The organism is Ruegeria sp. AP12, assembly GCF_056540025.1.
In genome coordinates this window covers 80568-106892 of sequence record NZ_JBQFVZ010000009.1, presented here as the reverse complement: position 1 = coordinate 106892, position 26325 = coordinate 80568, and the positions used below count along the sequence as shown (strand labels likewise).

General features: G+C 59.6%; 28 protein-coding genes. 10 read left to right on the top strand and 18 right to left on the bottom strand.

Annotated elements, in window-relative coordinates; translation table 11 throughout:
• Window positions 1–10: 10 nt before the first annotated feature.
• The 6 genes from ACR0E6_RS19430 to ACR0E6_RS19405 all read right to left on the bottom strand — a co-directional run bounded on the left by ACR0E6_RS19430 (window position 11) and on the right by ACR0E6_RS19405 (window position 5184).
• Window positions 11–391: a GFA family protein gene (locus ACR0E6_RS19430; protein ID WP_480586341.1), complete on the bottom strand. Its 381-nt coding sequence runs from the start codon at window positions 389–391 to the stop codon at window positions 11–13.
• A gap of 4 nt (window positions 392–395) precedes the next feature.
• The gene (locus ACR0E6_RS19425) at window positions 396–1019 is read right to left on the bottom strand and encodes a LysE family translocator (RefSeq protein ID WP_480586338.1); all 624 of its coding nucleotides are present in this window, start codon (window positions 1017–1019) and stop codon (window positions 396–398) included.
• A 13-nt stretch (window positions 1020–1032) separates the two neighbouring features.
• Window positions 1033–1602 carry an XRE family transcriptional regulator gene (locus tag ACR0E6_RS19420; RefSeq protein ID WP_170523903.1) on the bottom strand — a complete coding sequence of 190 codons (570 nt, stop codon included), beginning with the start codon at window positions 1600–1602 and terminating at the stop codon, window positions 1033–1035.
• 155 nt (window positions 1603–1757) lie between these two features.
• A complete protein-coding gene (locus ACR0E6_RS19415; protein WP_480586335.1) occupies window positions 1758–3242 on the bottom strand; it encodes a peroxidase family protein in 1485 nt (494 codons plus the stop codon).
• 226 nt (window positions 3243–3468) lie between these two features.
• Window positions 3469–3918 carry a GAF domain-containing protein gene (locus ACR0E6_RS19410; RefSeq protein WP_170455191.1) on the bottom strand — a complete coding sequence of 150 codons (450 nt, stop codon included), beginning with the start codon at window positions 3916–3918 and terminating at the stop codon, window positions 3469–3471.
• A gap of 93 nt (window positions 3919–4011) precedes the next feature.
• Entirely contained in the window at window positions 4012–5184 is a 1173-nt protein-coding gene (locus ACR0E6_RS19405; RefSeq protein WP_480586332.1) for an acetyl-CoA C-acyltransferase, read from the bottom strand.
• Between the two features lie 104 nt (window positions 5185–5288).
• On the opposite strand from ACR0E6_RS19405, the gene ACR0E6_RS19400 reads away from it, so the two are divergent.
• The 3 genes from ACR0E6_RS19400 to ACR0E6_RS19390 all read left to right on the top strand — a co-directional run bounded on the left by ACR0E6_RS19400 (window position 5289) and on the right by ACR0E6_RS19390 (window position 7889).
• Entirely contained in the window at window positions 5289–5627 is a 339-nt protein-coding gene (locus ACR0E6_RS19400; protein ID WP_480586329.1) for an STAS domain-containing protein, read from the top strand.
• Window positions 5628–5646: 19 nt separating this feature from the next.
• On the top strand, window positions 5647–6096 hold the full coding sequence (locus ACR0E6_RS19395; protein ID WP_480586327.1) for an ATP-binding protein: 450 nt from the start codon (window positions 5647–5649) through the stop codon (window positions 6094–6096).
• A gap of 215 nt (window positions 6097–6311) precedes the next feature.
• Entirely contained in the window at window positions 6312–7889 is a 1578-nt protein-coding gene (locus tag ACR0E6_RS19390) for a gamma-glutamyltransferase family protein (protein WP_480586324.1), read from the top strand.
• 35 nt (window positions 7890–7924) lie between these two features.
• Here the strand turns inward: ACR0E6_RS19390 and hspQ are convergent, their stop codons facing one another.
• A complete protein-coding gene (hspQ, locus tag ACR0E6_RS19385; protein ID WP_170455199.1) occupies window positions 7925–8251 on the bottom strand; it encodes a heat shock protein HspQ in 327 nt (108 codons plus the stop codon).
• Window positions 8252–8331: 80 nt separating this feature from the next.
• Here hspQ and ACR0E6_RS19380 point away from each other — a divergent pair, with 80 nt between their 5' ends.
• Together ACR0E6_RS19380 and ACR0E6_RS19375 are read left to right on the top strand one after the other, a co-directional pair.
• Complete coding sequence (locus tag ACR0E6_RS19380; protein ID WP_480586321.1) at window positions 8332–9213, top strand: AEC family transporter; 882 nt, start codon at window positions 8332–8334, stop codon at window positions 9211–9213.
• A gap of 61 nt (window positions 9214–9274) precedes the next feature.
• Entirely contained in the window at window positions 9275–9856 is a 582-nt protein-coding gene (locus tag ACR0E6_RS19375) for a transglycosylase SLT domain-containing protein (protein WP_170455203.1), read from the top strand.
• Window positions 9857–9866: 10 nt separating this feature from the next.
• On the opposite strand, the gene ACR0E6_RS19370 is transcribed toward ACR0E6_RS19375, so the two are convergent.
• The 4 genes from ACR0E6_RS19370 to ACR0E6_RS19355 all read right to left on the bottom strand — a co-directional run bounded on the left by ACR0E6_RS19370 (window position 9867) and on the right by ACR0E6_RS19355 (window position 15983).
• Complete coding sequence (locus ACR0E6_RS19370) at window positions 9867–10463, bottom strand: outer membrane lipoprotein carrier protein LolA (RefSeq protein ID WP_170455204.1); 597 nt, start codon at window positions 10461–10463, stop codon at window positions 9867–9869.
• 39 nt (window positions 10464–10502) lie between these two features.
• Window positions 10503–13349 carry a DNA translocase FtsK gene (locus ACR0E6_RS19365; RefSeq protein WP_480586318.1) on the bottom strand — a complete coding sequence of 949 codons (2847 nt, stop codon included), beginning with the start codon at window positions 13347–13349 and terminating at the stop codon, window positions 10503–10505.
• Window positions 13350–13363: 14 nt separating this feature from the next.
• Entirely contained in the window at window positions 13364–14545 is a 1182-nt protein-coding gene (locus ACR0E6_RS19360) for an aminotransferase class I/II-fold pyridoxal phosphate-dependent enzyme (RefSeq protein ID WP_480586316.1), read from the bottom strand.
• A 109-nt stretch (window positions 14546–14654) separates the two neighbouring features.
• Window positions 14655–15983 carry an amidase gene (locus ACR0E6_RS19355; protein WP_480586313.1) on the bottom strand — a complete coding sequence of 443 codons (1329 nt, stop codon included), beginning with the start codon at window positions 15981–15983 and terminating at the stop codon, window positions 14655–14657.
• Window positions 15984–16035: 52 nt separating this feature from the next.
• Here ACR0E6_RS19355 and ACR0E6_RS19350 point away from each other — a divergent pair, with 52 nt between their 5' ends.
• Entirely contained in the window at window positions 16036–17298 is a 1263-nt protein-coding gene (locus tag ACR0E6_RS19350; RefSeq protein ID WP_480586311.1) for an FAD-dependent monooxygenase, read from the top strand.
• Here ACR0E6_RS19350 and ACR0E6_RS19345 read toward each other — a convergent pair.
• From ACR0E6_RS19345 to ACR0E6_RS19330, 4 genes are all read right to left on the bottom strand, one after another.
• Window positions 17295–17480 carry a Trm112 family protein gene (locus ACR0E6_RS19345; protein ID WP_170523870.1) on the bottom strand — a complete coding sequence of 62 codons (186 nt, stop codon included), beginning with the start codon at window positions 17478–17480 and terminating at the stop codon, window positions 17295–17297. The two genes, ACR0E6_RS19350 and ACR0E6_RS19345, sit on opposite strands and share 4 nt — an antisense overlap.
• Window positions 17477–18118 (bottom strand): LON peptidase substrate-binding domain-containing protein, encoded by a 642-nt coding sequence (locus ACR0E6_RS19340; RefSeq protein ID WP_170523867.1) that lies wholly within the window; start codon window positions 18116–18118, stop codon window positions 17477–17479. Before ACR0E6_RS19340 ends, ACR0E6_RS19345 begins: the two co-directional genes overlap by 4 nt.
• 27 nt (window positions 18119–18145) lie before the next feature.
• The gene (gene trxA, locus ACR0E6_RS19335) at window positions 18146–19063 is read right to left on the bottom strand and encodes a thioredoxin (protein ID WP_480586308.1); all 918 of its coding nucleotides are present in this window, start codon (window positions 19061–19063) and stop codon (window positions 18146–18148) included.
• Window positions 19064–19139: 76 nt separating this feature from the next.
• Entirely contained in the window at window positions 19140–19928 is a 789-nt protein-coding gene (locus ACR0E6_RS19330; RefSeq protein WP_480586305.1) for an exodeoxyribonuclease III, read from the bottom strand.
• A gap of 376 nt (window positions 19929–20304) precedes the next feature.
• Here ACR0E6_RS19330 and ACR0E6_RS19325 point away from each other — a divergent pair, with 376 nt between their 5' ends.
• A complete protein-coding gene (locus ACR0E6_RS19325; protein WP_480586302.1) occupies window positions 20305–21009 on the top strand; it encodes a hypothetical protein in 705 nt (234 codons plus the stop codon).
• A gap of 316 nt (window positions 21010–21325) precedes the next feature.
• On the opposite strand, the gene ACR0E6_RS19320 is transcribed toward ACR0E6_RS19325, so the two are convergent.
• Entirely contained in the window at window positions 21326–22012 is a 687-nt protein-coding gene (locus tag ACR0E6_RS19320; RefSeq protein WP_050605036.1) for a response regulator transcription factor, read from the bottom strand.
• Between the two features lie 161 nt (window positions 22013–22173).
• Between ACR0E6_RS19320 and ribA the strand changes: the two genes are divergently transcribed.
• Together ribA and ACR0E6_RS19310 are read left to right on the top strand one after the other, a co-directional pair.
• Window positions 22174–23268, top strand: a complete 1095-nt coding sequence (ribA, locus tag ACR0E6_RS19315) for a GTP cyclohydrolase II (protein ID WP_480586299.1) — start codon at window positions 22174–22176, stop codon at window positions 23266–23268.
• The gene (locus ACR0E6_RS19310; RefSeq protein WP_480586296.1) at window positions 23265–23765 is read left to right on the top strand and encodes a L,D-transpeptidase family protein; all 501 of its coding nucleotides are present in this window, start codon (window positions 23265–23267) and stop codon (window positions 23763–23765) included. The genes ribA and ACR0E6_RS19310 overlap by 4 nt, the downstream gene beginning before the upstream one ends.
• Here ACR0E6_RS19310 and ACR0E6_RS19305 read toward each other — a convergent pair.
• Both ACR0E6_RS19305 and ACR0E6_RS19300 read right to left on the bottom strand, forming a co-directional pair.
• Window positions 23749–24408 (bottom strand): YggS family pyridoxal phosphate-dependent enzyme, encoded by a 660-nt coding sequence (locus ACR0E6_RS19305; protein WP_480586293.1) that lies wholly within the window; start codon window positions 24406–24408, stop codon window positions 23749–23751. The two genes, ACR0E6_RS19310 and ACR0E6_RS19305, sit on opposite strands and share 17 nt — an antisense overlap.
• Before the next feature lie 104 nt (window positions 24409–24512).
• A complete protein-coding gene (locus ACR0E6_RS19300) occupies window positions 24513–25541 on the bottom strand; it encodes a porin (RefSeq protein ID WP_480586290.1) in 1029 nt (342 codons plus the stop codon).
• Window positions 25542–25826: 285 nt separating this feature from the next.
• Here ACR0E6_RS19300 and ACR0E6_RS19295 point away from each other — a divergent pair, with 285 nt between their 5' ends.
• Window positions 25827–26315, top strand: coding sequence for a DUF3576 domain-containing protein (locus ACR0E6_RS19295; protein WP_480586287.1), 489 nt, complete (start codon window positions 25827–25829; stop codon window positions 26313–26315).
• Window positions 26316–26325: the final 10 nt, after the last annotated feature.

Here is a 26325-nt window from a genome sequence, read left to right as displayed (position 1 = left end):
TTGATCCCTGTTACTGTGCCCGTTGGGGCAAATCGTCCGTGATGTCGTAGTAATCGCCCTTGTCGGCGACAAAGATATGCTGCGAGAGCATCAATCCGGTGGGCGCATCAAACGCCCCCATGGAAATCGAAATCGTGTCCTCATCATTGTGCTTCCAGAACAGGAACGAGCCGCATTGGGCACAGAACCCGCGCCGGGCAATGTCCGAGGCACGGAACCAGCGCAGCGTGTCGCTGGCGGTGAAACTCAGGTTGTCCTGATGGGTCGAGGTCGAGGACCAGTGATGGCCCGATTGCTTACGGCACTGGCCGCAATGACAGGCAGAGGGTGGCGACAGATCCCCATCGATGGTAAAGGCGACCGCGCCGCACAGGCAGGAACCCTTGTGCATGTGATTACCCCCTTGCAACGGGTGTGGAGCTGGTGCCCAGCAACACGCCGTAGATGATGAAACAGGCGGCCATGATCCGGCGCACCCATATGTTGAACACCGCCCCCAGCGCCGCCTTGCCCATCAGCGCGCCTAGCAGTGTGAAGCCGGTATAGCTGAGCGTGGTGATGACCAGCGCGGTGGGCATGATGACCCCCATTTGCTGCCAGATCGGCACGTCCGGCTGCACGAATTGCGAAAAGGCGGCGAGATATCCGGCCACACTTTTGGGATTGATCGTCGCCACCGCCAGCGCGTGCAGATAGACATGCCGAGCGGGCCGTTCAGATGCAGGCGCGGGCTTGGTGGCGTTCATCCAGCCACGGATACCGACCCAGATCAGGAACCCAGCCCCCACCAGTTTGGCGATGAAGAATCCGGTCGGAGACGCCGTGATCAGCGCGGTGATGCCGAGCGCCGACAGGACCAAAAACGCGCTGGCCTGCGTCAGGATCGCCAACACCCCCAGCATCGCCTTGGGAAACGGCAGGCTCATACCGTTCGAGATGCAATTGACCGCATTTGGTCCGGGCGTAGTGACGAACACCACCCAGAACAGCGCGAATATGGTCCAGGCCTCAAAGCTCATCAATACGCTCTCATCAATACACCGGCGGGGCGATGACCCAGATCGCCACGGCGGGCTCATCATAGGGGTTCGCCCATTGATAGGGTTCATGCTTGATGCGGAAACTATCGCCCGGTCCCACCGTGAACTGGCGGCTGCCGATGGTCAGGTCCAGATGGCCGGATACCATATACCCGACCTCCTGCGTCGGTCGGTTGGCCGGGGTTTGCATTTGCGACCGAGGCTCGAAGGTGGAATGCACCATTTCGAAATCGTCGGTCAGATCGGGCGAGAGCAGTTCTTCGATCAGGCCCTCTTCATCCGATCCCATGGGTCTGCGGGTTCCGGCCCGCACCACATAGCCCTGTTCGTCGCTGGGAACAGCAGAATGCGCAAACAGCATCGACATTGGCACGCCCAGCGATTCCGCAATCTGGCGCAGGTCGGAAATCGACGGGTCGGATTTGTCGCGTTCAACCTGGCTGAGCCACCCGACAGAGCGATCCAAACGTGCCGCGATCTCGGTCAGCGTCAACCCACGCGCCTTTCGCAGCGCGCGAATATCGGCACCCAATGTGGCACTTTGGGGGGCTTGGCTGTTCACTGGCCGCTCCGAATCTCGTGAAAATTTCTCCCTGTTTTTCACGATGCCAGAGGTTCGTGAAATTTCAAAGCATTTTTTCACGCAATTTCATCGAGCCGGTAACAGTATCGTTGGACCTGTCGGGCACCGGATGCCCGACAGGTTTTCACACCTCTTCAGCCACACATCAGACTGTGCGGATCGCGGATATGCCCCCGGTTGGCTTCGACATAAGCAATAATGCCGGCCATACAGGACGGCTGGCCACCAAATCCCGGCCAGGGCGTGAAGTGGGGAATATGCACAAAGGTCGTCGGATCCCGTTGCAGCAGATTGGCAAAGACCGAGGCGACGATCAGACCGCCAACACCGGTGAGTTTGCCGTGCCCATGCTGCTCAGCCTCTTGCAGGGCATAGAACCACAAGGGCGTTTTCTGAAACCCTTTGGCGGCAAGCTCTGGCGGTACGGCAACGGGGGCGGTTCCCAGATGCGCGGCAAAGTGCTGACCACTGGCAAGTTGATAGGTGTAACGGTCGCGGATCATGTTGCGCAGCGCCAGGTTCTTGGATTGCGCCTCGGTCAGCGTCTCGCCGATATCCTCCAACGCGATCTGGCCGGTGACAAAGGGCAGCTCCAGCAGCGGTGCGCCCATTTTGGGACCAACCGGTCGGGCCTTTTGCGACGCGGTCTTGCCGTTCATCGAGAAATACAAGTCCATATCGATATTGGCTGCCTTGTCCCTTGGGCCGAAGCCTTGCGTTGCAAACAGGCTGACGGGGCTGCCGGACGCGTTCAGCTTGTATTCGAATTGCGTCGTTGCATGGCCGAAACGATAACAAGCACCGGTGAATTCAACCGGCATGACCGGCGCATCCCAGCCAAAGATCGGACGTTTCATCGCTGCTGTCAGGCAGCTGTCTTCGACGAAGGCATGCAGCAACTCGTTCCAGACGATCCACTGGTAGTGCAGACGAATGAACCGCCGCACTTCCTGAAAGTTGCTTAATCCGGGGGATACGTGATCCTTCCAGATTTTGGCACTGATCCCTTCATGGGCGCAGGCGTGAATATCCTTGGCCTCGGACCCGCCCTCGATCAGCTTGCTCATCAGGATGTTGTGCAACTCGATAAAGATGCCCTGCACCTGTGCGACGATGATGTTCTCGTCGTTGCGCGGATCACCGATCAGGGCCTTGCCCGCGCAGGTGCGTGCCAGATCCAGATGGTTTTCCTTGCGCCCGAACATCAGCATATGGTCCTGATCCCCGGCTCCATAGAGATGCGGTGACGCCTCGGGCCCGGCACCATAGACGCAGTCGAGGTCCAGGCTGGGCGTTCTGACATTCGGGATGGTGGCCGGATCGATCCGGGTGCCCAGGGCCGATGTCGCATCCAGTGTGATGTCGTGGTCAACGAACTGACCCAGAAAGGTCATGCCCGCATCCGCCGGGCCATCATGGTTTTCCTTGGCTCGCATGGACTGGGACAAGTCGTCCAGCGCATGGATCACATCCGCATGGGTGATTTTGACGATATGAACCGGGTTTGGTGGCTTGAGACGCCCAAGTGTCTGCACAAAAGGTCTGGAGGGGCCCGCGCCGCTGAGACAAACCTTGGTGAGTTGATCAATGCGCGTAAGGCCGTGATGCATACCTGCCATAACAAAATACTCCTGAAACAAATAAAAAATGCCGGTGAAAATAGAAATCCGACAGGTCGATTCATAGCAGAAACAGGGAAGATTCTCAATTTGACGGCGCGCGAATCCGCCGACGAGAAAGGGTCTTTCAGACCTTTCCGGTACTTGGCAGCACAAGCTCAGGTTTAAAGAACCTGAGGTGAAGAGGCGTCAGACGGGTCGGGGCAGGCGGAACCGGATGTGGCGATCAGCCAAAGACCCGCGCCAGAATTGTGCCCAGCGCATCCGCGTCCGCATCGTTGAACGCATCAGGCTGATCACTGTCGATATCGAACACCGCAATCACCTCGCCCGAGGCGTCCCGCACGGGCAAGACCAGCTCGGACCGGGTGGAGGAGGCACAGGCGATATGGCCGGGAAACGCATCTACGTCGGGAACCAGTTGTACCTCACCCGTACGCGCCGCAGCACCGCAGACACCGCGATCGAACGGGATGGTCAGGCAGCCATGTCCGCCCTGATACGGGCCGATCTTCAGCAACCCGGGTTCAGTCACACGGTAAAAGCCCGTCCAGTCAAACCGATCATCGGCGTGATGCACTTCGCAGGCGATGGTCGCCATCAAGGCAACCTGATCGGTCTCGCCTTCTGTCAGCGCGGCGATGGTTTTGGCAAGCGTGTCGTAATCGGCGGTCATGGTTGCGCTTTTGTCTCTTGGGGGCGGGGGCGCTGCCCCCTCTTGAGCCTTTGGCTCAATTCACCCCCGCCGTATTTGAAACAAGAAGAAGGGTCAATTGCGTTCTATGGCGATGGCCGTTCCTTCGCCGCCGCCGATGCAGATCGCTGCGACGCCGCGTTTGAGGCCCCGTTTCTCCAGGGCGTTCAGCAGTGTGACCATGATCCGAGCGCCAGACGCGCCGATGGGGTGGCCCAGCGCGCAGGCCCCGCCGTTCACGTTCATCTTGTCCCGGGGCAAGCCCATTTCATGCATGAAGGCCATCGGGACAACGGCGAAGGCTTCGTTCACCTCCCAAAGGTCAACATCTTCAGTGCTCCAGCCGATGCGGGCCAGAAGTTTCTGCGCGGCCGGAACCGGGGCTGTGGTGAACAGGCCCGGGGCCTGCGCGTGGCTGGCATGGCCAAGGATACGCGCACGAACGGACAGATTCTGTGCCTCAGCAGCCGAGGCAGACGCTAGAACCAGCGCCGCCGCGCCATCCGAGATCGATGAGGCATTGGCAGCGGTCACCGTGCCATCCTTGCGGAAAGCCGGCTTCAGGGTTGGGATCTTTTCGGGCCGGGCTGATTTTGGCTGCTCATCCGCCGATTGAATCACCTCTCCTTTCCGGGTGCGTACCGAGACCGGGGCGATCTCGCCGTCGAACGCGCCGCTGTCCTGCGCCGCCAGAGCATTGGACAGGGATTGCAGCGCGTATTCGTCCTGCGCCTCGCGGGTGAATTGGAAGGATTCGGCACAGTCTTCGGCGAAGGTGCCCATCAGGCGGCCTTTGTCATACGCATCTTCAAGCCCGTCGAGGAACATGTGATCGACGACCTGACCGTGCCCGATACGCGCGCCGCCGCGCATTTTCGGCAGCAGGTAGGGGGCGTTCGTCATGCTTTCCATTCCGCCCGCAACCATCAGATCGGCATGTCCCAGTGCGATCTGGTCAAAGGCCATCATGGCCGCCTTCATGCCCGATCCGCACATCTTGTTCAGCGTCGTGGCCGGCACCTCTTGGCCCAGACCGGCGGCGAAACCGGCCTGACGTGCCGGGGCCTGCCCTTGTCCTGCGGGAAGAACGCAGCCCATCAGCACCTCGTCCACGGTTTCGGTGCCTGCCTGTACCAATGCGGCGCGAATTGCGGCCCCGCCCAGATCCGCGGCTGCGACCCCGTCGAACATGCCCTGAAATCCACCCATCGGCGTGCGGGCGGCCCCCGCGATCACAACCTCATTCATCACGGTCTTCCTTTGTTCATTTTCCGGCTTCTGCATACCGAATGGTAAGATTTGCCGTCTAGCGTATTTCTACGAAGCAATTCCAGGAAAGAGGGCGGTCAAACATGGGCCTGACCACTACAACATCCGGTGAGACTCAGATCATCACGGTCCAGACCGACCGGATCGACGCCGCCATCGCCATTCAGTTCAAGGAAGACATGCGGCGCGCAACCGAAACGGGATGCAACCGGGTGGTGCTGGATCTTGGCGGGGTCGAATTTATCGATTCCAGCGGGCTGGGCGCAATTGTCGCCTCGATGAAGCAGCTTGGGGCCGGGCGCAGGCTGGATCTGGCCGGGCTGCAACCGGTGGTCGAAAAGGTGTTTCGCCTGACCCGCATGGACACGGTGTTCAATCTGTTTGCCACCCTGGATGACGCCCTGGCCGGTTCCATCGACTGATCTGGGCGGAGTGGACTGCGTGAAGCCGATAGGGACCAAAACCTGCCTTGAACTGACCTTCCCAGCCACTGAGGCCGAAGCGAGCGCGGGAATTTCGCAACTCAGCACCGGCCTGTCACGGCAGGGGCTGCCGACGCATATGGCGGATGATGTGAAGATCGCGCTGGCTGAGGCGATCAACAACGTGGTCGAACATGCCTATGCGGGCATCGCCCCGGCCAAAGTGCAGGTGACCTGCAGGCTGGACCACAACCGGCTGGACATCCTGATTTCCGATACCGGCAATCCCCTGCCCGGCTACAAACTGCCCGACGGGGTTCCTGCTTCGGTCGAGACAGGCGTTCAGGACCTGCCCGAAGGCGGATTTGGTTGGTTTCTGATCCACCAGCTAACCAGCGATATCTGGTATGAAAGGCGGGACGGATGTAACCGCCTGTCGCTGCGGTTCGACTTCGATCCGCAAGACTGACCGGCAAGCAATAGCCATAATAAGGCCTTTTTCGAACCATTGTCGCGCCGCAAACCCCCGTCATACAGTGACTTGTAGCTCAGATAGCTTCCCTCGGCGCCAAGTGTCACAGCCCCCACCCAGTGAACGGCGCCGAGGAACTTCTCTCCCTAATATTACTGGACAAACACAGGCCTCGTCTTAGGTTCGACCCGTCGATGGGGAGGAGGAATACCATGCGGGATCTGCATCTGCCGGGCCGGTCTGAAGTTCTGGCAACCGAAGGGATATGTGCAACGTCGCATCCTCTGGCCGCAAAGGCGGCGCTGGATATTCTGGGTCAGGGCGGCAATGCGATGGATGCCGCAATTGCCGGGGCCATCCTGTTGGGCATTTGCGAACCGCAGATGACGGGTTTGGGCGGCGATTGCTTTGTGCTGTTCAACCGGGCAGGTGAAGACAGGATCCGCGCTTTGAATGGTTCCGGGCGTGCCCCGGAACTGGCGGATGCCGAGACTTTGCGCGCCAAGGGGCTGGCTGCGGTACCTCTGACCAGCCCTGACGCCGTCACCATTCCCGGCGCGGTGGATGCGTTCTGTCATCTTTCGGAAAACGAAGGTCGTCTGGGACTGGACGCCATTCTGCAACCGGCGATTCATTATGCCGAACTCGGCGTACCGGTTGCGCCCCGGGTCGCTTTTGACTGGCAACGCGGCGCGCGCACTCTGCACGGGGCCGCCAGGCAGCACTATCTGATCAACGGCGGCGTCCCAGAGATCGGTCAGGTCTTCCGGTCTCCGGGTCAGGCCGAGGTTCTGCGCCAGATTGCCAAGCACGGGCGCGACGCCTTCTACACCGGTGAAATTGCCGAGGATATGCTTTCGGCGCTGACCCAACTAGGCGGTGTTCATGGCGCGGATGATTTCGCGAACACGAAATGCACCGTGACCGACCCGATGAGCGGCACCTATCAGGGCATCGATCTGGTCGAACATCCGCCCAACGGTCAGGGGGCGACGGCCATCCTGCTGCTGAACATCCTGAAGCATTTTGATCTGGCCAGCATGGACCCATTCGGGGCTGAGCGTGTTCATATCGAGGCCGAAGCCACCAAACTGGCCTATGACGCCCGCAACCGCTTTATCGCGGACCCGGATCATATGGCCCGCGCGGAACGGTTCCTTGATCCCGAAATCGCCGCATCGCTGGCCGCCATGATCGACCCCAAACGCGCGATGCAAGCAGCAGCGCCGCTAACCGAAGCCGTTCACAAGGACACCGTTTATTTCACGGTGGTCGATCGCGACCGGATGGCAGTTTCGCTGATCTATTCGATCTTCCACAGTTTCGGATCGGGCATCGCATCCCAGAAATACGGCATTCTGCTGCAGAACCGCGGGGCCGGTTTCACTCTGGACACCGGCCATCCAAATGAATTGGGTGGTGGCAAACGCCCAATGCACACGATCATCCCCGGAATGCTGCAAGAAAACGGCCGCGTGATGATGCCCTTTGGGGTCATGGGCGGCGCGTATCAGCCGACCGGTCATGCCCGCTTCCTGTCAAACCTCACGGATTTCGACATGGGCCTACAGGACAGCATCGATGCCCCCCGCGCCTTTGCCGACGGGGGTGTGTTGAAACTGGAACGCGGGTTCTCAGAACAGGTGGCGCAACAATTGTCGCAACTTGGGCACACTGTTGAGATTTCAGAAACCCCACTTGGCGGCGCGCAGGCAATCCGAATCCGAAACGACGGCGTGTTAGAGGGCGCAAGCGATCCGCGCAAAGACGGGTGTGCGTTGGGATATTAGGGACATCAGCGTCCGGGCCGGGTTGGCCCGGTGGATCAGTTCAGATGGAAGTGCAGCGGGTAGGACCCGTCCTCGAACGGCCCGAACATATTGGGAATATCGGGATGCTCTACCGGCTCGCCCGATTGATCGGCGATCAGATTTTGTTCTGAAACATAAGCCACATAGAAGGACTGATCATTCTCGGCCAGCAGATGATAGAACGGCTGATCCTTGATCGGCCGACTGTCTTCAGGGATGGCTTCGTACCATTCCTCGGTGTTGGAAAATTCCGCGTCCACGTCAAAAATCACCCCTCGGAAGGGATGTTTTTTATGTCGCACTACTTGTCCCAAGCCGTACTTGGCATGTGTCTTTAGCATTGTTTCAGCCCCCAAAGCAGTTACTACCTCTTTCCGGGCGGAAAATCCAATCATTGATCTGAAATTCAGGGAAACAGTCTGTGAACCTTCTACTGACAGTGTTCGAAATTGTCGCGCCGGTGTTTATTCTGGCGGGCATTGGATTTGCCTGGGTCAAGCTGGGGTTTGAATACCGCCTGCAATTCGTCACCCGTTTCGCCATGATGCTGGCGGTGCCCAGCCTGATCTTCGTGGCGCTGATGCAGACCGAAATACCGGGTGGCGACCTGTCGCGATTCACCGTGGCCACCATCGTCGCCAACCTTGGTCTGGCGGTCGTGTTCTGGGGGATCGTTCGGGTTCTGAGGCTGGAACAGCGCACTTACCTGTCGCCTTTGATCTTTGGCAATACCGGCAATCTGGGCCTGCCGTTATGCATCTTTGCCTTTGGACAGGCGGGGCTGGGATATGCCGTAATTTTCTTGTCGGTGACGGCGCTGTTTTCCTTTACCTACGGCATTTATCTTGTCGCAGGCAAAGGGGCGTTTGGGCAGGTCATCAGGCAACCGATGGTTTGGGCAACGCTGCTTGGGGCATTGTTCCTGTGGCAGGATTGGGAAACCCCGCTGTTTCTGACCAACACATTGGATTTGCTAGGGCAAATGGCGGTTCCGATGATGCTGGTCACTTTGGGCGTTGCCATCGCGCGCCTGACCACCCGCAGTCTGGGGCAAGCCATCTGGCTGTCGATCCTGAAAGTGGTGGTGTGCTTTGCCCTCGGTTGGGCCATAGCGTCCGCTTTTGACCTGGAAGCCATCGCCTTTGGCGTGCTGGTATTGCAGATGTGCACCCCCGTCGCGGTCACGTCCTACCTGCTGGCAGAGCGGTTTCAGGCCGACGCAGATGCCGTTGCGGGGATGGTCATGGTCTCGACCCTGCTGTCAGTCGCAGCGTTACCCCTTGTTCTGGCGCTGATTCTGTAGCGATTGTGATTTCCTCAGCGCTCAATCTGCGCTAGAATGCCTGAAAAAAGGCACGAGGCACATGAGCAGAATTCTTTTCGTACTCCTAGGGGTGCTGCTTTTGGCATCCTGTGGGGGCGGCTCGAAACAGCCGCCCAGCAGATTGAACGACGCGTGCAGCATTGCGCGCGAAAAGCCCGACTATATCCGGGCTTTCAAAAGCACCGAGCGTAAATGGGGCGTTCCCGTTCACGTTCAGATGGCCACGATCTATCAGGAAAGCCGCTATCGCCACGATGCGCGCACGCCGCATCGCTATGTTCTGGGCGTGATCCCGATGGGCCGTCAAAGCAGTGCATATGGCTACGGTCAGGCGCTGGACGGCACGTGGGAGCAGTACCAGCGCGAAACCGGCAAACGCCGCGCCAAGCGGGATCGCATTCGCGACGCGTCGGATTTCATTGGCTGGTACATGAACAAAAGCTACGAGCGGAACGGCATCCACCCCGCCGACACGCGCAATCAGTATCTGGCCTATCACGAAGGTCATACGGGCTTTGCCCGCGGCAGCCACAACAAGAAATCATGGCTGCTGAACGTGGCCAGCGATGTGGACGCGCGCGCGAACCTGTATCAGTCGCAACTGGCAAATTGCCGGTACTGAGGTGAAGGGGTCAGCGATCAGCTGACCCACTTCTTTTGCTGTTCGAGAACAGATCCTGATTCAGCCTGCCACCCTCGGTCAACGGGCCCAGCAGCACCGTGGTCTGGGTGCCTGCGTTGTCGTGGATCACCCATTTCCGCAGCTCGACCGGGTTGTCGGTGAACATCAGCTCAATCCGGCCCGAGTCCGGGTTCTTGGGGTCTTGCGCCGTTACCACGGTCGCCGTGCCGTCGAACTCGTGCCCTACCACCATATTGGCCTGACCAAGGTTCACATTCCGCGCCAGAACCAGAGACAACGGTGTCCGCTTTAGCGGGTATTGTTCGGGCGGTTGGTTCGATTTGGGATCGAAGATCATGACACTGCCGGAACGTGCCAGCACCACCGCACTGTCCGGCGGATCATATTCGAACCGCATTTTACCGGGTCGCTGCATCCACAGCTTACCGGTGCTCAGCGAGCCATCATCGTTGACCTGAGTAAAACTGGTCTGAACCGTTTTCAGCTGGTTCAGGTAATTTGAGATTTCCGACAGCGGCAGCTTATCCGCCGCCCAGGCCGCAGGTGCGGCCAGTGTCAAAGCAAGGGCAAAAGCAATCTGTTTCATGCTTCACAGATATGCGCTCTGCCCTTGTTATTAAATATCCTATTGCTCGGGGACGAGGATTTCGCGTTTGCCGACGTGATTTGCCGCCGAAACAACGCCTTCGTCCTCCATCTGCTCAACCAGCCGTGCGGCTTTGTTGTAGCCGATGGCAAGTTTCCGCTGGATATACGAGGTCGAGCATTTGCGATCCTTGATCACAATCGCCACCGCTTGATCGTACAGAGCGTCTTCGCCATTGGTGTTGCCACCGGTGTTCAGCCCAAGAACGGCGTCGATATTGTCGGCCTTTTCTTCGGCCGGGCCATCGACCACGCCGCTCATGTAATCCGGCGGGCCGAATTGTTTCAGGTGGTTAACGATTTCCTCGACCTCTTCATCCGAGACAAAGGGGCCATGGCAACGGGTGATCTTGGCACCGCCCGCCATATACAGCATGTCGCCCTGCCCCAGCAGTTGCTCAGCACCCATCTCGCCCAAAATTGTGCGGCTGTCGACTTTCGAGGTCACCTGGAACGAAATCCGGGTGGGGAAGTTCGCCTTAATCGTGCCGGTAATCACATCAACCGACGGGCGCTGTGTGGCCATGATCAGGTGAATGCCCGAGGCACGCGCCATCTGCGCCAGACGCTGAATGCAGGCTTCGATCTCTTTACCCGCAACCATCATCAGGTCGGCCATCTCGTCGACGATGACGACGATATAGGGCATCGCTTCGGGGGCGAATTCTTCGGTCTCGAACATCGGCTCGCCGGTTTCGTCGTCGAACCCGGTCTGCACCGTGCGGCTGAACATCTCGCCCTTGACCAGAGCGTCCTTCACACGGCCATTGTAACCGGCGATATTACGCACGCCCATCTTGGACATCTTGCGATAGCGATCCTCCATCTCACCCACGACCCATTTCAGGGCGACAACCGCCTTTTTCGGGTCGGTCACAACGGGCGACAGCAGGTGCGGGATGCCGTCATAGACCGACAGTTCCAGCATCTTGGGATCGATCATAATCAGGCGGCATTCATCCGGCGTCAGCTTATAGAGCAGCGACAGGATCATCGTGTTGATCGCCACCGACTTACCCGAACCCGTGGTCCCCGCGATCAGAAGGTGAGGCATCTTCGCAAGGTTCGCCACGACGGACTCACCGCCGATATCCTTGCCCAATGCCAGCGGCAGCGCGTGGTTGCCATCGCCGAAATCACGGCTGGCGAGGATTTCGCGCAGCACCACCATCTCGCGGTTTTCATTGGGCAGTTCGATCCCGATCACCGAACGGCCCGGCAGGGTCGAAACCCGCGCCGACAGCGCCGACATCGAGCGTGCGATATCGTCGGCCAAACCGATCACCCGGCTGGCTTTCAAGCCCGGGGCCGGTTCCAGTTCATACATGGTGACAACCGGGCCGGGGCGGACGCTGACGATCTCACCCTTGACGCCATAGTCATCCAGCACGTTTTCAAGCATCCGCGCGTTTTCCTCCAGCGCCTCATCGCTCAGGTGATGGCGCTGAATGCTGGCCGGGTTCGACAACAGGCCCAGCGGCGGCAGTTCGAAATCGGAATGCCGTTCTTCGAAAGACAGGGCCGGTTGCGCCTCGGCCTGCGCGCGGCGGGATGGTTGCGGCGCGCGGCGCACCGGCTGTGCGACCACCGGCTTGCGCGGCTCGGCCACCGGGATTTTCATCGCCGGGCGCGATTGCGGCGCGGGTTCGGGGGAGTCCTCGAACACGGCGTCATCGTCAAAATCCGGCTCGGGCGCGAAGTCCTGATGCAGAGGCTCCTGCCACTCGGGCGCGGTCATAGGCGGTTCAGGCGGCAGGCCACCTGTTGGCCCTGCGTTCAGGATCAACGGGTCCGGCCCGCGACCACGGCCTTTGGTCAGCGGCAGGTTCGGATCGGGCTCGGGCGTCACCTCACCGGTTGCCACCTTGCGGTTGCGCACAGCGGCCGAGATTTTCGAGCGGATGCGATCCTCACCCGGCATTTCATCGAAGCCTTCGACCGGCATGGGCTCAACCAGTTCGGGTTCGGGCATCGGATCAGGGCGGCGGATCAGGGCGGGCATACGGGCCAGCAGGCCGGTTTTTGGGGCAGGTTCCGGCGCTTCCTCTTCCAGGTCTTCAAAGACGGGATCCCCAAAGGCAATCTCATCATTCAAAACCGGCTCAACCCGCGCGGCGCGGTGTTCTTTCCACTGCGCCCGGCGATCCCGCGCGGCCTGCGCAGTGGCCGAGGCCCCACGGCCCAGCAGGTTCATCAACAGATCGTAGGCCATCACCAGACCCAGCAGGAAAGCACGCGTTCCGCGGCGCACGTCAACCTTGGTGAAGCCCAGCACAAAGACACCCAGCGCGATCATCCCGACGGCCATGGCCAGCGACATCAGCTTGACCAGGAAATGCGAGGAAATCGGCAAAAGGGTCAGCAACGCCCCAATTACGGTGTCGCCAAACAGCCCGCCCAGCCCATAGCTGTGGGTCGCGCGCCATTCGGCACCGGGCACCAGAGTCGCGGCGTAGACCGAGACAATTGCGATCCAGATCGGGGCAAAGATCAAACGGGCAACGGCACGATCTTCGCCGAAATGGCCGGCAAATCGCACACCCCAACCGATCAGCACCAGCGCAATACCCCAACTACCCCAGCCAACGATCATGAACAACGGCGCGGCAATCGAGGCACCAATCCGCCCCATCCAGTTCTGCACCGGCGCATCGGTCGAGACCATCCAGTTCGGATCGTCCGGCGTGTAGGACCAGATCATCGCCGCGGCGGCAAAGCCCAGCAGGATCAGGGCGATCCCGATCAATTCCTTGCTGCGCCGCTCGATCGCGGCCTGAGTCGTGCTGTCCAGTAGCGGATCGCGGTTGCGCGCGTTCAATGATGCCATTTTGCCCTCGTACCTCACGAATAGATGCAGTCGCGGAGCGTGATCAGCCCGCGCTGCAACTCTGTTTTTGGGGCCACCATAGCGGCCCGGATAAAGTGCTCGCCCGGGTTTTGCCCCGGATCGCCTTGAGAAAGATATGCGCCCGGCAGGACCCGCACTCCGGTCTCCAGCCACAGCTTCAATGCGGTCTCCTCGCCGTTTTCAACGGGCAGCCACAGGAAAAACCCAGCCTCGGGCGGCATATAACCCTGCACACCGGCAAAGACCTCATCCGCAATGGCGTATTTTTCCTGATAGAGCGCGCGGTTTTCGACCACATGCGCCTCATCAGCCCAAACCTTGGCGGCTGCAGCCTGCAGCGGCAGCGGCAAAGGCGCACCGGCATAGTTGCGCAACTGTTTGACACGTTTGATCGTTTCGGGCCCGCCCGCGATCAGACCGGACCGCAGACCAGCCAGATTGGACCGCTTCGACAGTGAGTTGAACAGGGTGATCCGTTCAGGATCGGCCCCCATCTCTTGCGCGACGGTCAGCACGCCCGTGGGGGCTTCATCCCGGTAAATCTCGGAATAGCATTCATCGGCGAAGATGCGGAAATCGTATTTCTCTGCCAGGGCGATCTGTTCGGCCCAATAATCGCGCGATGCCACGGCCCCCTGCGGGTTGGCGGGCGAGCAGATATAGGCAATGGCGGTGCGGTTCAGCACGTCTTGGGGCAGGCCCGCATAGTCGGGCAAATGTCCGGTGGCCGCTGTGGCAGGGACAAAAACAGGCTCGGCTGCGACCGAGATCGAGGCGACCATATAGACCTGATAAAACGGGTTCGGGCACAGAACGACCGGCTTTTGGCCGTTCTTCTGTTCCGGGCACAGGGCCATTGCGGCATTGTACAGCCCCTCTCGGGTGCCGTTCAGCGCCATGACGTTGGTGTCAGGGTCCATGCTCACGCCATAACGGCGCTTGATCCAGTCGGTGATTGCCCCACGTAACTCGGGCGAGCCTTCATTCGGTGGGTATCCCTGAAACCCCGCCGCATTTTCGGTGATCACATCCGTCACCCATGCGGGAAAGTCATGCATCGGCGCGCCGATGGTCATGTGAATCACGTCACCCCCCGGCTGGTGATGGTCCAACAGGGTGCGCAGACGCGGGAATGCATATTCCGGTAGGTTCGAAAACCGCTCGGGGAAAATCATAACTACTGCCTCAATATCGGGGTCATTTCGCCCCGTCTTTTTTGGCAGATTACAGATCAGACCCCGCCCCGTCCAGACAAAGAGGTGCCGAATCAGGGGATTGTGGCATTCACGCCAATGCGGTTTCCGCCGCTGAGCCCAGCCGCAACAGGGCCTCTTCGGACCCCGGATAGCCCAACATCATCAGCCCGCAACCGGGTGTCTGGGTCGGTAAAGTCAAAGCCGCCAGCCCCATCAGATTGCCAATGCGGGTGTTGCGCAGGGCCAGCAGATTCTCGGTCACGTAATAGTCGTGATCGCTCAACAACCGGTCCAGATTGGGCGGCAGGATCGGTGCGGTCGGGGCCAGAACGGCATCAAATCCGGCAGTAGCTGCGTCCCATGCGGCACGGCAGGCTTTGAGCCTGGACCAGGCCGTAACATAGTCGGGGCCTGAAAAAGCCTGACCCATGCGGAACCGTTCCAAAATCTCGGGGTACATTGCCTCGGGGTTGGCCTCGATAACGTCCTTCCACAAGCCATAAGCCTCGGTTGTATAAAGCACTCCGGTCAGGCCCATCGCGTCATTCAGCTCGGGCACGTCCAGCGGGACGATCTCGGCCCCTGCATCGGCCAGACGGGCCAGCGCATCCTCATAGGCCGCGCGCGGGGCGTCGCGCAGATCGTCCTTCGCGACATTCTGCAGATCCGCAAAGCGACGACCCGCCAAAGACGCGCCGCGCAGATCGGCGGGGGTACCGCCTTCCAGCAAGGCCAGAACATGCGCCGCATCCTCGACCGACCGGGCCAAGGGGCCGACCGTATCGAACCGCAGACATAGCGGAACAGTGCCTTCAAGGCTGACCCGGCCCGCGGTGGTTTTCAGACCCACCAGATTGTTCCACGCCGACGGGATACGCACCGACCCGCCGGTATCCGACCCAATCCCACAGGCGGCCAAACCCCAGGCAACACTGGCCCCGGCGCCCGAGGATGAGCCGCCCGGCACAGCATCTTCATCATCGATACAAGGTGGGGTACCGGTGATCGGGTTCAGGCCAAGACCGGAGAAGGCCAGTTCGCTCATATGGGTTTTGCCCAGACAGACCGCGCCCATGGATGTGGCATTGCGCACGACCACGGCGTCCGCATCCGGAACACGGCCTTTCAACAGGGCCGATCCAGCCTCGGTGCCAATACCAGCCGTATCGAACAGATCCTTCCAGCTGATCGGAACGCCATCCAGCAGGGACCGGCGCAAGCCCAAGGCGGCGCGGTCTTTTGCGGCCTTCGCCTCGGCCCGCGCGCGGTCATGGGTGACACGGGCATAGATGCGGTCGCGATGGGGGTGGGCGTCAATGGCGGTCAGATAGGTTTCGGTCAGGTCTACCGGGTCGATCTGCCCCATGCCGATGCCCCGACCCAGATCACAGGCCGTCATGGTTAGCCATTCCTGCATCTCACCCCTCCTTCTTTTCCGCCTGAACCGGACGGTAGCGACAGGACCGCACATGGACAATCCCGAAAGGGCGCGCATATTGCAGGGCATGACACGGGCATCGGATATCCTGATCGTTGGCGGCGGCCTGAACGGCCCCGCTCTGGCACTGGCCTTGGCGCAAACCGGTCACACGGTCAGCGTGATTGATTCTCTGGCCGAGACGGTCCGCACAGACGCAGACTTTGACGGGCGATCTTATGCGCTGGCGCTGGCTTCGAAACGGTTGCTGGACGCGATTGGTGTGTGGGAGCGGGTCGCCGACCACGCCCAGCCGATGCTCGAAATCAAGGTGACCGACGGCCATGCCGGTTCCGGCCCGTCGCCCTTTTTCATGCATTTCGACCATGCCGAGATCGAAGAAGGCCCGATGGGCTATATGGTCGAGGATCGCCACCTGCGCCGCGCCTTTCTTGAGGCGATGGCAGAGGAAAAGCGCATCACCCAGATCAGCGGCAAGACCGTTGTGGCGCAGGAAACGGGTACATCCGGCGTCACCCTGACATTGGATGACGGCAGCACGGTTGCAGGGCAACTGGTCGTCGGGTGCGACGGTCGGCGCAGCGGTACGGCGGCGCGGGCGGGCATCAAGCGCAGCGGGTGGGATTATGGTCAAACCGCCCTTGTCTGCGCCATCGAGCACGACCTGCCCCATAACGGCGTCGCGCATCAGTTCTTCATGCCCCCCGGGCCACTGGCGATTCTGCCACTGACCGGCAATCGCAGTTCCATCGTCTGGAGCGAACGCACCGACACCGCCTATCGCATCAACGCGCTGCCCGAGGCCGAGTACCTACAGGTTCTGCGGCCCAGATTCGGAGATTTTCTGGGTGACATCCGCCTGCAAGGCGACCGCTTCACCTATCCGCTGAACCTGACCATCGCCAATTCCTTTATCTCGGATCACTTGGCCTTGGTTGGGGATGCGGCGCATGGGATGCACCCGATTGCCGGGCAAGGCCTCAACGCCGGTCTGCGCGACGTGGGCGCGCTGGCCGAAGTGCTGACACTGGCCGGACGGCGGGGTGAAGAGATCGGCTCGACCCTTGTATTGCAGCGGTATCAGGAGTGGCGGCGCTTTGACACAGCCTCGCTTGCGATGGCGACGGATGTGTTCAACAAGCTGTTTTCAAACGACAATCCGCTGCTGCGGATCGGTCGCGATATCGGCATGGGGATCGTCGGATCCTTGCCCGGATTGCGGCGCGGATTCGTGCGTGAAGCGGCAGGTCTGACTGGCGATCTGCCGAAACTGCTGCAAGGCCGCCCGATTTAGTCCAGCGGACGCGCCTCATCCACCAGCATCACCGGAATCCCGTTGCGGATCGGAAAGGCCAGACCTGCGGCTTTGGACACAAGTTCCTGCTTTTCCGCGTCATAGTGCAGTGTTGTATGCGTCTGCGGGCAAATCAGCGCCTCAAGCATATGGCGGTCAAACGCGTTAGCTGGATCACTCATTGCAATGTTTCCTCATTTGATCCGCCGCGCAGGGCGAATTCGATCAGTGTCACAAGGGTCTCGCGCCGCGTGCGCAGGCATGGGGCCTCGAGCAGGGCCTGTTTGTCTTCCGGGTCGAAATCCATCAGCATCGACAGGGAATTCACCAAAAGCTCATCATCGGCATCCTTCAGCGAACCCCAGTCGGTGGACAATTGGCGGGATACGAAGAATCGTTCCAACAGGGTCAGGAACCGTGTCCGATTGAACCCATCATCGTTCTCGGATTTTCCCAGATCGCGATCAAACCCGTCCCACGACACCTCGCACCGGCGATACGGGGTGAAGGCGTCCAGTTCGGATTTGATGCGGAACCGGGAAATGCCAGTCAGTGTGATCAGGTACCGGCCATCTTCCGTTTCGGAAAACTGGGTGATGCGCCCGGCGCATCCGATGCGGTGCAACTTGGTGTCATCGTTGACCGAGGGGTTCGGCTGGACCATCGCAATCAGCCGTTCCTTGGTCTTCAGCGCGTCATCCACCATTTGCAGATAGCGCGGCTCGAAAATATGCAGCGGCAGGGGCGAACGGGGCAGCAGCAGCGCCCCGGGCAATGGGAAAACGGATACCGTTTCCGGCAGGTCGGCGGGATGCATCATGTACCCGAGTGTAGCTCTGATCAGGAATTAGGCAAATATCATCGAGCTGAGCTTGCGCCGCCCGTTCAGAACAATCGGATCATTGGGCTTGAGCGCGTCGAAGATCGTGAACAGCTGAGCCTTGGCCGCACCGTCATTCCACTCGCGATCCCGGCGGAACAATTCCAGCAATTGCGCCACGGCGTCTTCCACATCGCCATTGGCGTGCAGCGCCTGCGCCAGATCGAAACGGGCCTGATGGTTGTCGGGCTCGGCCTCGACCGCAGCGGTCAGTTCAGCCACCGGGCCTGCATCTGCCGCCTGTTTCGCCAATTCCAATTGCGCATGCGCCGCTTCCAGTTCGGGCGCGTTGGAAATCTCGGCCGGGGCACCGTTCAGGATCGCCTCGGCCTGGTCCAAATCGTCCGATGCGATATGCGCGCGCACCAGCCCGCCGTAGGCCGCTGCATGGTTGGGGTCTTCACCCAGAATGGCGGCAAAGGTCTGCGCCGCATCTACAGCGGCCCCTTCGGCCAGCATTTCTTCGGCGGCCTGAACCGCATCCTCCAACTGACCACCCGGGCTTTCGCCGCCCGCCGCTTCGATCACGCGGTCCACAAAGGCCTTGATCTCGGACCCTGGCAAAGCGCCCTGAAACCCGTCAACCGGCTGTCCCTTGAAGAAGGCGTAAACGGTCGGGATCGACTGGATCCGCAACTGAGACGCAATCATCTGCGCCTCGTCCACGTTGATCTTGACCATCTTCACCGCACCCTTGGCGGCGGTTACGGCCTCTTCCAGCAATGGCCCCAACGTTTTGCACGGGCCGCACCACGGTGCCCAGAAATCCACGATCACCGGGATGTCCTGCGACGCCTCGACCACATCGGCCATGAACGTGGCCTCAGAGCCGTCCTTGATCAGATCGGTGGCGGGGGTGCTGTCTGACGGGTTCAGAAGGTCCATGGCAAATACTCTTTCGTTCGAACTTGCGCCCTATATGCAACCGCTTGGCGCAGAAACCAAGGGCTGAGTTTCCCGGTTACAGATCGAAACTTGCAAAGACGGGCGCGTGATCGCTGGGCTTTTCCCATCCGCGCGCCTCGCGCAGGATACGGCTGGAATGGCCCGCGTTCGAGATATCCGGCGTCGCCCAGACGTGATCCAGCCGCCGCCCCTTGTCCGCCGCATCCCAGTCGCGGGCGCGATAGGACCACCAGCTATAGAGCTGCCCTTTGGGAATGTCCTGCCGGGTGATATCGACCCAACCGCCCGCATCCTGCGTCTCGGCCAGTTGCTCAACCTCAATCGGCGTGTGTGAAACGACCTTGAGCAGCTGTTTATGCGACCAGACATCATCTTCGCGCGGGGCGATGTTCAGATCGCCGACCAGAATGGATTTCTCGGGCTTTTCCGCATGGAACCAGTCGCGCATGTCGGTGAGGTAATCCAGCTTCTGCCCGAACTTCTCATTCACCTCACGATCCGGCACATCCCCACCCGCCGGCACATAGAAATTGTGGATCGTCACGCCGTTTTCCAACCGTCCCGCAATGTGACGGGCATGGCCGAGACCTGCGAAATCCTTGTCTCCGACCTCCTCCATCGGCAGACGCGACAGGATGGCAACGCCGTTATAGCCCTTCTGCCCGCGCGCAACCATGTGAGTATACCCCAGTTCCGCAAACCCTTCGGTCGGGATCTTTTCGACCGGAGACTTGCATTCCTGCAAACACAGCACATCCGGAGCCTCTTCCTGCAACAATTTCAGCACGATAGGCTCGCGCAGGCGGACCGAGTTGATGTTCCAGGTGGCAAGGGTGAAGGGCATGGGTCGGGATTCCTCTGTCGCGATTGGGCGGAGGTTAGCGCGACATAGAACCAGGTGCCATGAGAAAAGGCCGCGGAACAACTTCGTTACCTGAATCGCAGTTAAGCGGACAAAGCACCATTTCGCTGCGACTGCGCCAAGGCCCGCTTTACAGGTTTCGCCTTTGTCAAAAACGGTCGTTTCTCAGCGTCAACGTTATCTCAGCCTATAATTCACTACACAACAGGCGCGGATAACTAGGTCGGCAGTGTGGGCAAGGAAGGTGTTGCTCATAGGTTTGAAGTTTTGGCAAGTATGACCGCTTTGGTATTGAGAATTTCTTGAAAGACAGCAAATATCTGACTAGCAGAGTTAAGATCTGATAGGTGCCAGCGCAATGTGGTTGCAAAGACTGTTGTTGGTCGTAACATTCCCGGCCCTAGCGTCTGTGCTCTTTGTTGCTTCCCCCGCGCAAGCGAACCAGCTTAACAACTGGTCGATTTCTTGCGGAGTCGACCAAGGAGCGATCACTAAGAAAGGTAAGGACTGGCGCTTTACCACCAGTTCAAACAGGTGCCGAGGAGGATCTTGGCAGCAACGTGCTGAAATCTCTACAAAACATGTGAAACCAAATGTGAAAGGGGCTTATCTGTTTACTTCAAGGGTATCGATGACAAGCAGCCGCCCAAAGCGCTTCGATATCTTCCAACTGCACGATGGGCGGCGTTCGTGCGCTCCGCCACTCAAGGTAACGGTTCTATCGAATGGCAGAATGGAGCTTTGGAGCGACACTGAGTTCACGAACGGCGGTTGCATATATGGAAAGCTGACTCGGCAACCATCTGCGGGCAGGCTTAGGTTTGATGGGACAGAACAAGAACTGAAAGTCCTCATAAACTTCGATGGTAACGGCGGTTTCGATGTTACCGTTTGGTTGGATGGACGGGTCGAAATGAAGGGCCGATATGACCAGCCCCTTCAAGCTAACGCTTTCAGATCAACCAAGTTCTATTTTAAGCACGGAGCGTACTCACCAAAAACCTTTGACTACGTGCTGTTTTCTCGCGGGATGAGTGTGAAAAAAGTAAGGCTCAGCAACTGAGTACTACGCGTACACCACTCTCTGCGGAAAACCGAAGCAGCGCTGATGACAGGGCACTATCTGCACTGCCTCGCGGGGTGAAGAACTGAGTAGATGCGAAATTTACCGCGCTGCGGGCGCTCGCAGCTCGAAAGGGCAAGGTACAGTTTGGGCTCAAAGCGGACATTTATAAATCAACTCCCCACAAAAAAAGCCGGGCCATCAGGCCCGGCAGTCCAACAGGGAGGTGCATGTCATAACCCGGACATGCGCGGGTTGGGAGTAACCTAATTATGAGGCCAGAGTATCACTTTGATCCAAATCAATCCACCTCGGATCACGATACAAGGCGATATCCACCCGATTCTGTGACCAAAAGGCGTGCATTCGATGGATCAGGCTCGATCTTCTGACGTAGACGGTAGATGTGCGTTTCCAGCGTGTGGGTGGTGACACCGGCGTTGTAACCCCAGACCTCGTGCAGAAGCACATCGCGTGCCACGACGCCATCGGTCGAGCGGTACAGGAATTTGAGGATATTGGTCTCTTTCTCGGTCAGACGGATTTTCCGGTCTTCCTCGGTTATTAGCATCTTCATGGCCGGCTTGAAGGTGTACGGGCCAAGAACGAATACGGCGTCCTCGGATTGTTCATGCTGGCGCAGTTGCGCACGGATGCGGGCCAGAAGAACCGGGAATTTGAAGGGCTTAGACACATAATCATTGGCACCGGCATCCAGGCCCAGGATCGTGTCGGCGTCGCTGTCATGGCCCGTCAGCATCAGGATCGGGCTTTTGACGCCCTGTTTGCGCATCAGGCGGCACAGCTCTCGCCCGTCGGTATCGGGCAGGCCCACATCCAGAATGACCAGATCGTAGATCGCCTCGCGGGCCCGCTCCATCGCTGACGAACCATCAGAGGCTTCGAACACGTCAAAATCCTCGGTCATCACCAGTTGCTCGCTAAGCGCTTCGCGCAGGTCTTCGTCGTCATCCACCAGCAGGATTTTCTTGAGCTGAGCCATTTCGCGGTCCTCCTAAGCCTTTTCCATCACTTGCGCGTAGAAGATGCAATCGACAAGCTTTGCTGCACCCGTCTCACGCCATCGTGTCAGACGCGGCGGAAATGTTTCACATTTCTTTTGGAAACCGTTACAAGTCCGCCGAACGCGATTGGGCATTATCAATGAGTCTGAACCCCGACATCACCGAGCTGCTGGCCCGCGCCCGGGCTGACCTGCGCATGGGCGTGCCTGTGGCCCTGACCGACGACAGCGGCGTCAGTGTGTTGGCGCTTGCGGCCGAGACGCTCAGCCCCCAACGTCTGGCGGATTTACGCAGGCTTGGCGGGACACCTGTGGTCGCGATCACCGGACGGCGGGCCGAGACGCTGAAAGCGCGCGCCTATGACGGGGATCTGGCGCGGGTTGTGATCCCGGCAGATGTTGAGATTGACTGGGTGCAGGCGGTTGCCGATCCCTCGGACGATCTGAACGCGCCAATGAAGGGCCCCCTGATGACCGAGCGGCAGGGGAACGCAAACCTGCATCGCATTGCCATCGCGCTGACCAAGTCGGCACGCCTGCTGCCCGCAGTTGTTGTGATGCCGGTTGAGGACGGCCTGGCCTTTGCGGCACAGCACGGCCTCACCTGCATCGATCACACGCGTGCGGCCCCTCATCTGGCGGATCGCAGCGCCCTGCATCCGGTTGTTGCCGCGCGTCTGCCGATGGAGGTGTCCGAGGCCGGTCGCCTGCATGTGTTCCGCCCCGAAGACGGTGGCGAGGAGCATTACGCCGTAGAAATCGGCCGTCCGGATCGCGACAAACCGGTTTTGACGCGCCTGCACTCGGCCTGTTTTACCGGCGACCTGATGGGCAGTCTGAAATGCGATTGCGGCCCGCAGTTGCGGGGCGCGCTGGCGCAAATGGGGGCTGAGGGCGCAGGCGTTTTGCTGTACCTGAATCAAGAGGGGCGCGGGATTGGCCTGGCCAATAAAATGCGCGCATATTTCCTTCAGGATCAGGGGTTTGACACTGTCGAGGCCAATCATCGGCTAGGTTTTGAAGACGATGAGCGTGATTTCCGGCTGGGCTCTGACATTCTGAAATCGCTGGGCTTTAGCTCGGTGCGTCTGTTGACCAACAACCCGGCCAAGATTTCGATGATGGAGAAAACCGGCATCGCAGTGACCGAGCGCGTGCCGTTGAAAGTGGGCGAGACAGCGCATAACCGCGGCTACTTGGCCACCAAGGCTGCGAAATCCGGGCATTTACTGTGACACCGGGCGATCTGGTCTGGACCCCACGCGGCGTCCGGTTTCTGGGCCGCGTCTTTCCCTGTTCGATTGGGAAAGGGGGTCTGAGCGCCGCGAAACGCGAAGGTGACGGGGCCACCCCAACCGGAACGCACCGCATTGTCGGGATGCTGTATCGCCCGGATCGGATGGCTGCACCCTGTTCCTGGGCGCGGCCCATCGGCCCGACGGATTTGTGGTCCGACGACATGTCCGACAGCCGGTATAACAGTTTGGTTTCAACGCCTTACGCCTTCAGCCATGAAAAGCTGCGCCGGGCGGATCCGTTATATGATCTGGTTCTGATAACCGACTGGAACTGGCCAAATGCGGTGCCGGGGGCGGGGTCGGCCATCTTTGTTCACCAATGGCGCAGGCCCGGCTATCCGACAGAAGGCTGCGTGGCCTTCCGTCGCGATCATCTGCACTGGATCGCCCGGCGGATCGCACCGGGCACGCGGCTGATTATTCCTCAGGCCTGACCCGCTCGCCGAAAATGGCCGAGCCGACCCGCACATGGGTCGCGCCAAGGACGATGGCTTGTTCGAAATCACCGCTCATGCCCATGGACAGGCCGTTCAACCCGTTGCGTTCAGCAATTTTGGCCAGCAGAGCAAAATGCAGCGCGGGCTCTTCCTCAACCGGGGGGATGCACATCAGCCCCCGAACCGGCAGGTCCAGAGCCTTGCATTCCGCAATAAACCCATCCGCGTCGGTCGGGAGAATCCCGGCCTTTTGTTCCTCTTCCCCTGTATTCACCTGAACGAACAGGTCTGGGCAGAACCCGATCTCCTGCGCCAGCCGCGCCAGGGTTTTGGCAAGTTTCGGACGGTCGACGGAATGGATCGCGTCGCACAACTCCATCGCTTGTCGTGCCTTGTTGGTTTGCAACGGTCCGATCAGGTGCAGGTCAATCCCGTCGAACTGCTCTTTGAACGCGGGCCACTTGCCCGCCGCCTCTTGCACCCGGTTCTCACCGAAACAGCGGTGGCCCTGTTCCAATACGGCCCGAACACGTTCATTCGGCTGAACCTTCGATACGGCGATCAGTTTGACCGACCCGGGGTCCCGGCCTGCTTTGGATTCGGCCGTTGTGATGCGGGCGGTGATGTCTTGCAGGGACATGGCGTTCCTCAAATCTGTCTTTGGCGCGACAGAACACCATGTGCGGGCAAAAGAAAAGGGCGGGTCCATAGACCCGCCCCAAGAACCGTTCGGTTCAGAGCAACTTAGAAGTTGAACTGTGCACCGAAGTCAGCACGCAGCTGGCTGTCGCCGTCGCCACGCTTCTGGTTGCCGATACCACCGCGCAGCGATGCACCGCCACCCAGGTCGTAGATGGCACCAATGCCGTACTGCTGCAGGTCGTCGTCAGCCGAACCGTCACCGTAGGCGAAGGTCAGGGTGGTTGCTGCGTTCACGTTGTAAGCAGCCGACAGACCGTATGCGGTACCGTTGCGGTCATCGTTTGCAACGTCATCGTCCGCGACGAACAGAGTACCCGAGAAGTCACCGAATTCTGCACCCAGGGTCAGAACGGTCAGGCTCTGCTTGTCAAGCGCACCAATGTCGCTGGTCTGACCATAGGCCACAGCGGCAGTGATGTTGTTGAACGTGTAGGTCGCGCTGATGTCCCAACGGTCGGCGTCGGTGGTGCCCGCAGTCGGATCGCCAGCTACGTTACCAAAGGTGCGCTGGTCATATGATGCGCCAAACGCGAAATCGCCAACTGCATACTGGAAGAACACAGCGTTCGAACCATCACCGGTCGAGTCGTAACCCAGGAAGCTGTAGTCAACGCCCGAGTACTGGCCGATGAAGTTTTCCAGACCAGGCTCGTTACCGTAGTAGTTTGCCAGGTTGTCGAACGAGCCAGCAACGTTGCCCGCGTCAACACGCAGACCGCCGAAGATGACCGAGAAACGCGCGCCGTTCAGGCTGGCCGCGTTTGCTTCGCCATTGCCTGCGTCTTCGTCAGCTTGCAGACGAACACGACCTTCAAAGCGTACGCCACCGTCGGTTTCAACGATGCCGTCGATGTTCAGACGGAAACGCGAGACCAGGATGGTTTCGTCAGTGTCAACACCTTCCACATTGCCAGTGCCAGTGCCGGTAAGAACGGCAGCGGTGTCCACGGTGCCTGTGCGATCTTCCAGATAGCCCAGACCGAAACGGCCATAACCGCTGAATTTCACTTCAGCTGCTGCAACGCCTGCGGTCGCGATCAGCGCCGTCGTTGCGAAGAGAACTTTTTTCATCTTGTTTCCCTCGGTTTCAAAAGTTTTATCTACTCGACACATACCAAGGCATATGTCTCAGCACGGACACCGTTTCGCTCTTTTTGCCCCCATTGCGCAAGCTTGGCATAAAAGGGGGCGGTTCATTGGGATCAGATTGGTGCAAGGATGCCACAGTCGGTTTTGGGGCCTGTCAGGCGGCAATCACACTGACAATTCATAAAGAATAGGCTTGTTGCACACAGGGACCTTAGTTAGGAGTATCCCCCGACGATATATAGCAAGTGAAAACAGGATCTGCTGACGATGCGCCTGCCGACGATTTTGGGTCTGATTGCAATTACCGCCGCCGTTTCCGCCTGCGGCCCGAATCGCGGCGCTGCGCCGAACCCGGTTTACAACGATACGGACAGCACCCGATCCGCTGAACGGGAACTGAACGACCCCAACCGTTCGACCATTTGGGATGTGTTCGACCGCAGCGGTGCTGAACAGACAGCGAATGTGAACCGTTACCTGTGGGCCGCATCGCTGGACGTTCTCAGTTTCCTGCCTGTGCAAGAGGTGGATCCGTTTACCGGCGTAATTGTAACGGGTTACGGCACCCCTCCGGGCGGAGGGCGCTCGTACCGGGCAACCGTGCATATCAGCGACCCGGCGCTTGCGGCGCGGTCCTTGTCGGTTGCGTTGCAGTCCAGCGGCGGTGCACCCGTCAGCGCGGCAACCTCGCGCGCGGTTGAAGATGCGATCCTGTCCCGCGCGCGTCAGCTACGCATTGCAGACAGTAAGTTCTAGCAACCCGTCG

What these genes read in the sequence shown, in the direction of transcription:
- ACR0E6_RS19430 (WP_480586341.1), bottom strand. Translation starts at nt 391, where the DNA reads ATGCACAAGGGTTCCTGCCTGTGCGGCGCGGTCGCCTTTACCATCGAT.
- ACR0E6_RS19425 (WP_480586338.1), bottom strand. Translation starts at nt 1,019, where the DNA reads ATGAGCTTTGAGGCCTGGACCATATTCGCGCTGTTCTGGGTGGTGTTC.
- ACR0E6_RS19415 (WP_480586335.1), bottom strand. Translation starts at nt 3,242, where the DNA reads ATGGCAGGTATGCATCACGGCCTTACGCGCATTGATCAACTCACCAAG.
- ACR0E6_RS19410 (WP_170455191.1), bottom strand. Translation starts at nt 3,918, where the DNA reads ATGACCGCCGATTACGACACGCTTGCCAAAACCATCGCCGCGCTGACA.
- ACR0E6_RS19405 (WP_480586332.1), bottom strand. Translation starts at nt 5,184, where the DNA reads ATGAATGAGGTTGTGATCGCGGGGGCCGCCCGCACGCCGATGGGTGGA.
- ACR0E6_RS19400 (WP_480586329.1), top strand. Translation starts at nt 5,289, where the DNA reads ATGGGCCTGACCACTACAACATCCGGTGAGACTCAGATCATCACGGTC.
- ACR0E6_RS19390 (WP_480586324.1), top strand. Translation starts at nt 6,312, where the DNA reads ATGCGGGATCTGCATCTGCCGGGCCGGTCTGAAGTTCTGGCAACCGAA.
- hspQ (WP_170455199.1), bottom strand. Translation starts at nt 8,251, where the DNA reads ATGCTAAAGACACATGCCAAGTACGGCTTGGGACAAGTAGTGCGACAT.
- ACR0E6_RS19375 (WP_170455203.1), top strand. Translation starts at nt 9,275, where the DNA reads ATGAGCAGAATTCTTTTCGTACTCCTAGGGGTGCTGCTTTTGGCATCC.
- ACR0E6_RS19370 (WP_170455204.1), bottom strand. Translation starts at nt 10,463, where the DNA reads ATGAAACAGATTGCTTTTGCCCTTGCTTTGACACTGGCCGCACCTGCG.
- ACR0E6_RS19365 (WP_480586318.1), bottom strand. Translation starts at nt 13,349, where the DNA reads ATGGCATCATTGAACGCGCGCAACCGCGATCCGCTACTGGACAGCACG.
- ACR0E6_RS19360 (WP_480586316.1), bottom strand. Translation starts at nt 14,545, where the DNA reads ATGATTTTCCCCGAGCGGTTTTCGAACCTACCGGAATATGCATTCCCG.
- ACR0E6_RS19355 (WP_480586313.1), bottom strand. Translation starts at nt 15,983, where the DNA reads ATGCAGGAATGGCTAACCATGACGGCCTGTGATCTGGGTCGGGGCATC.
- ACR0E6_RS19350 (WP_480586311.1), top strand. Translation starts at nt 16,036, where the DNA reads ATGGACAATCCCGAAAGGGCGCGCATATTGCAGGGCATGACACGGGCA.
- ACR0E6_RS19345 (WP_170523870.1), bottom strand. Translation starts at nt 17,480, where the DNA reads ATGAGTGATCCAGCTAACGCGTTTGACCGCCATATGCTTGAGGCGCTG.
- ACR0E6_RS19340 (WP_170523867.1), bottom strand. Translation starts at nt 18,118, where the DNA reads ATGATGCATCCCGCCGACCTGCCGGAAACGGTATCCGTTTTCCCATTG.
- trxA (WP_480586308.1), bottom strand. Translation starts at nt 19,063, where the DNA reads ATGGACCTTCTGAACCCGTCAGACAGCACCCCCGCCACCGATCTGATC.
- ACR0E6_RS19330 (WP_480586305.1), bottom strand. Translation starts at nt 19,928, where the DNA reads ATGCCCTTCACCCTTGCCACCTGGAACATCAACTCGGTCCGCCTGCGC.
- ACR0E6_RS19325 (WP_480586302.1), top strand. Translation starts at nt 20,305, where the DNA reads ATGTGGTTGCAAAGACTGTTGTTGGTCGTAACATTCCCGGCCCTAGCG.
- ACR0E6_RS19320 (WP_050605036.1), bottom strand. Translation starts at nt 22,012, where the DNA reads ATGGCTCAGCTCAAGAAAATCCTGCTGGTGGATGACGACGAAGACCTG.
- ribA (WP_480586299.1), top strand. Translation starts at nt 22,174, where the DNA reads ATGAGTCTGAACCCCGACATCACCGAGCTGCTGGCCCGCGCCCGGGCT.
- ACR0E6_RS19305 (WP_480586293.1), bottom strand. Translation starts at nt 24,408, where the DNA reads ATGTCCCTGCAAGACATCACCGCCCGCATCACAACGGCCGAATCCAAA.
- ACR0E6_RS19300 (WP_480586290.1), bottom strand. Translation starts at nt 25,541, where the DNA reads ATGAAAAAAGTTCTCTTCGCAACGACGGCGCTGATCGCGACCGCAGGC.
- ACR0E6_RS19295 (WP_480586287.1), top strand. Translation starts at nt 25,827, where the DNA reads ATGCGCCTGCCGACGATTTTGGGTCTGATTGCAATTACCGCCGCCGTT.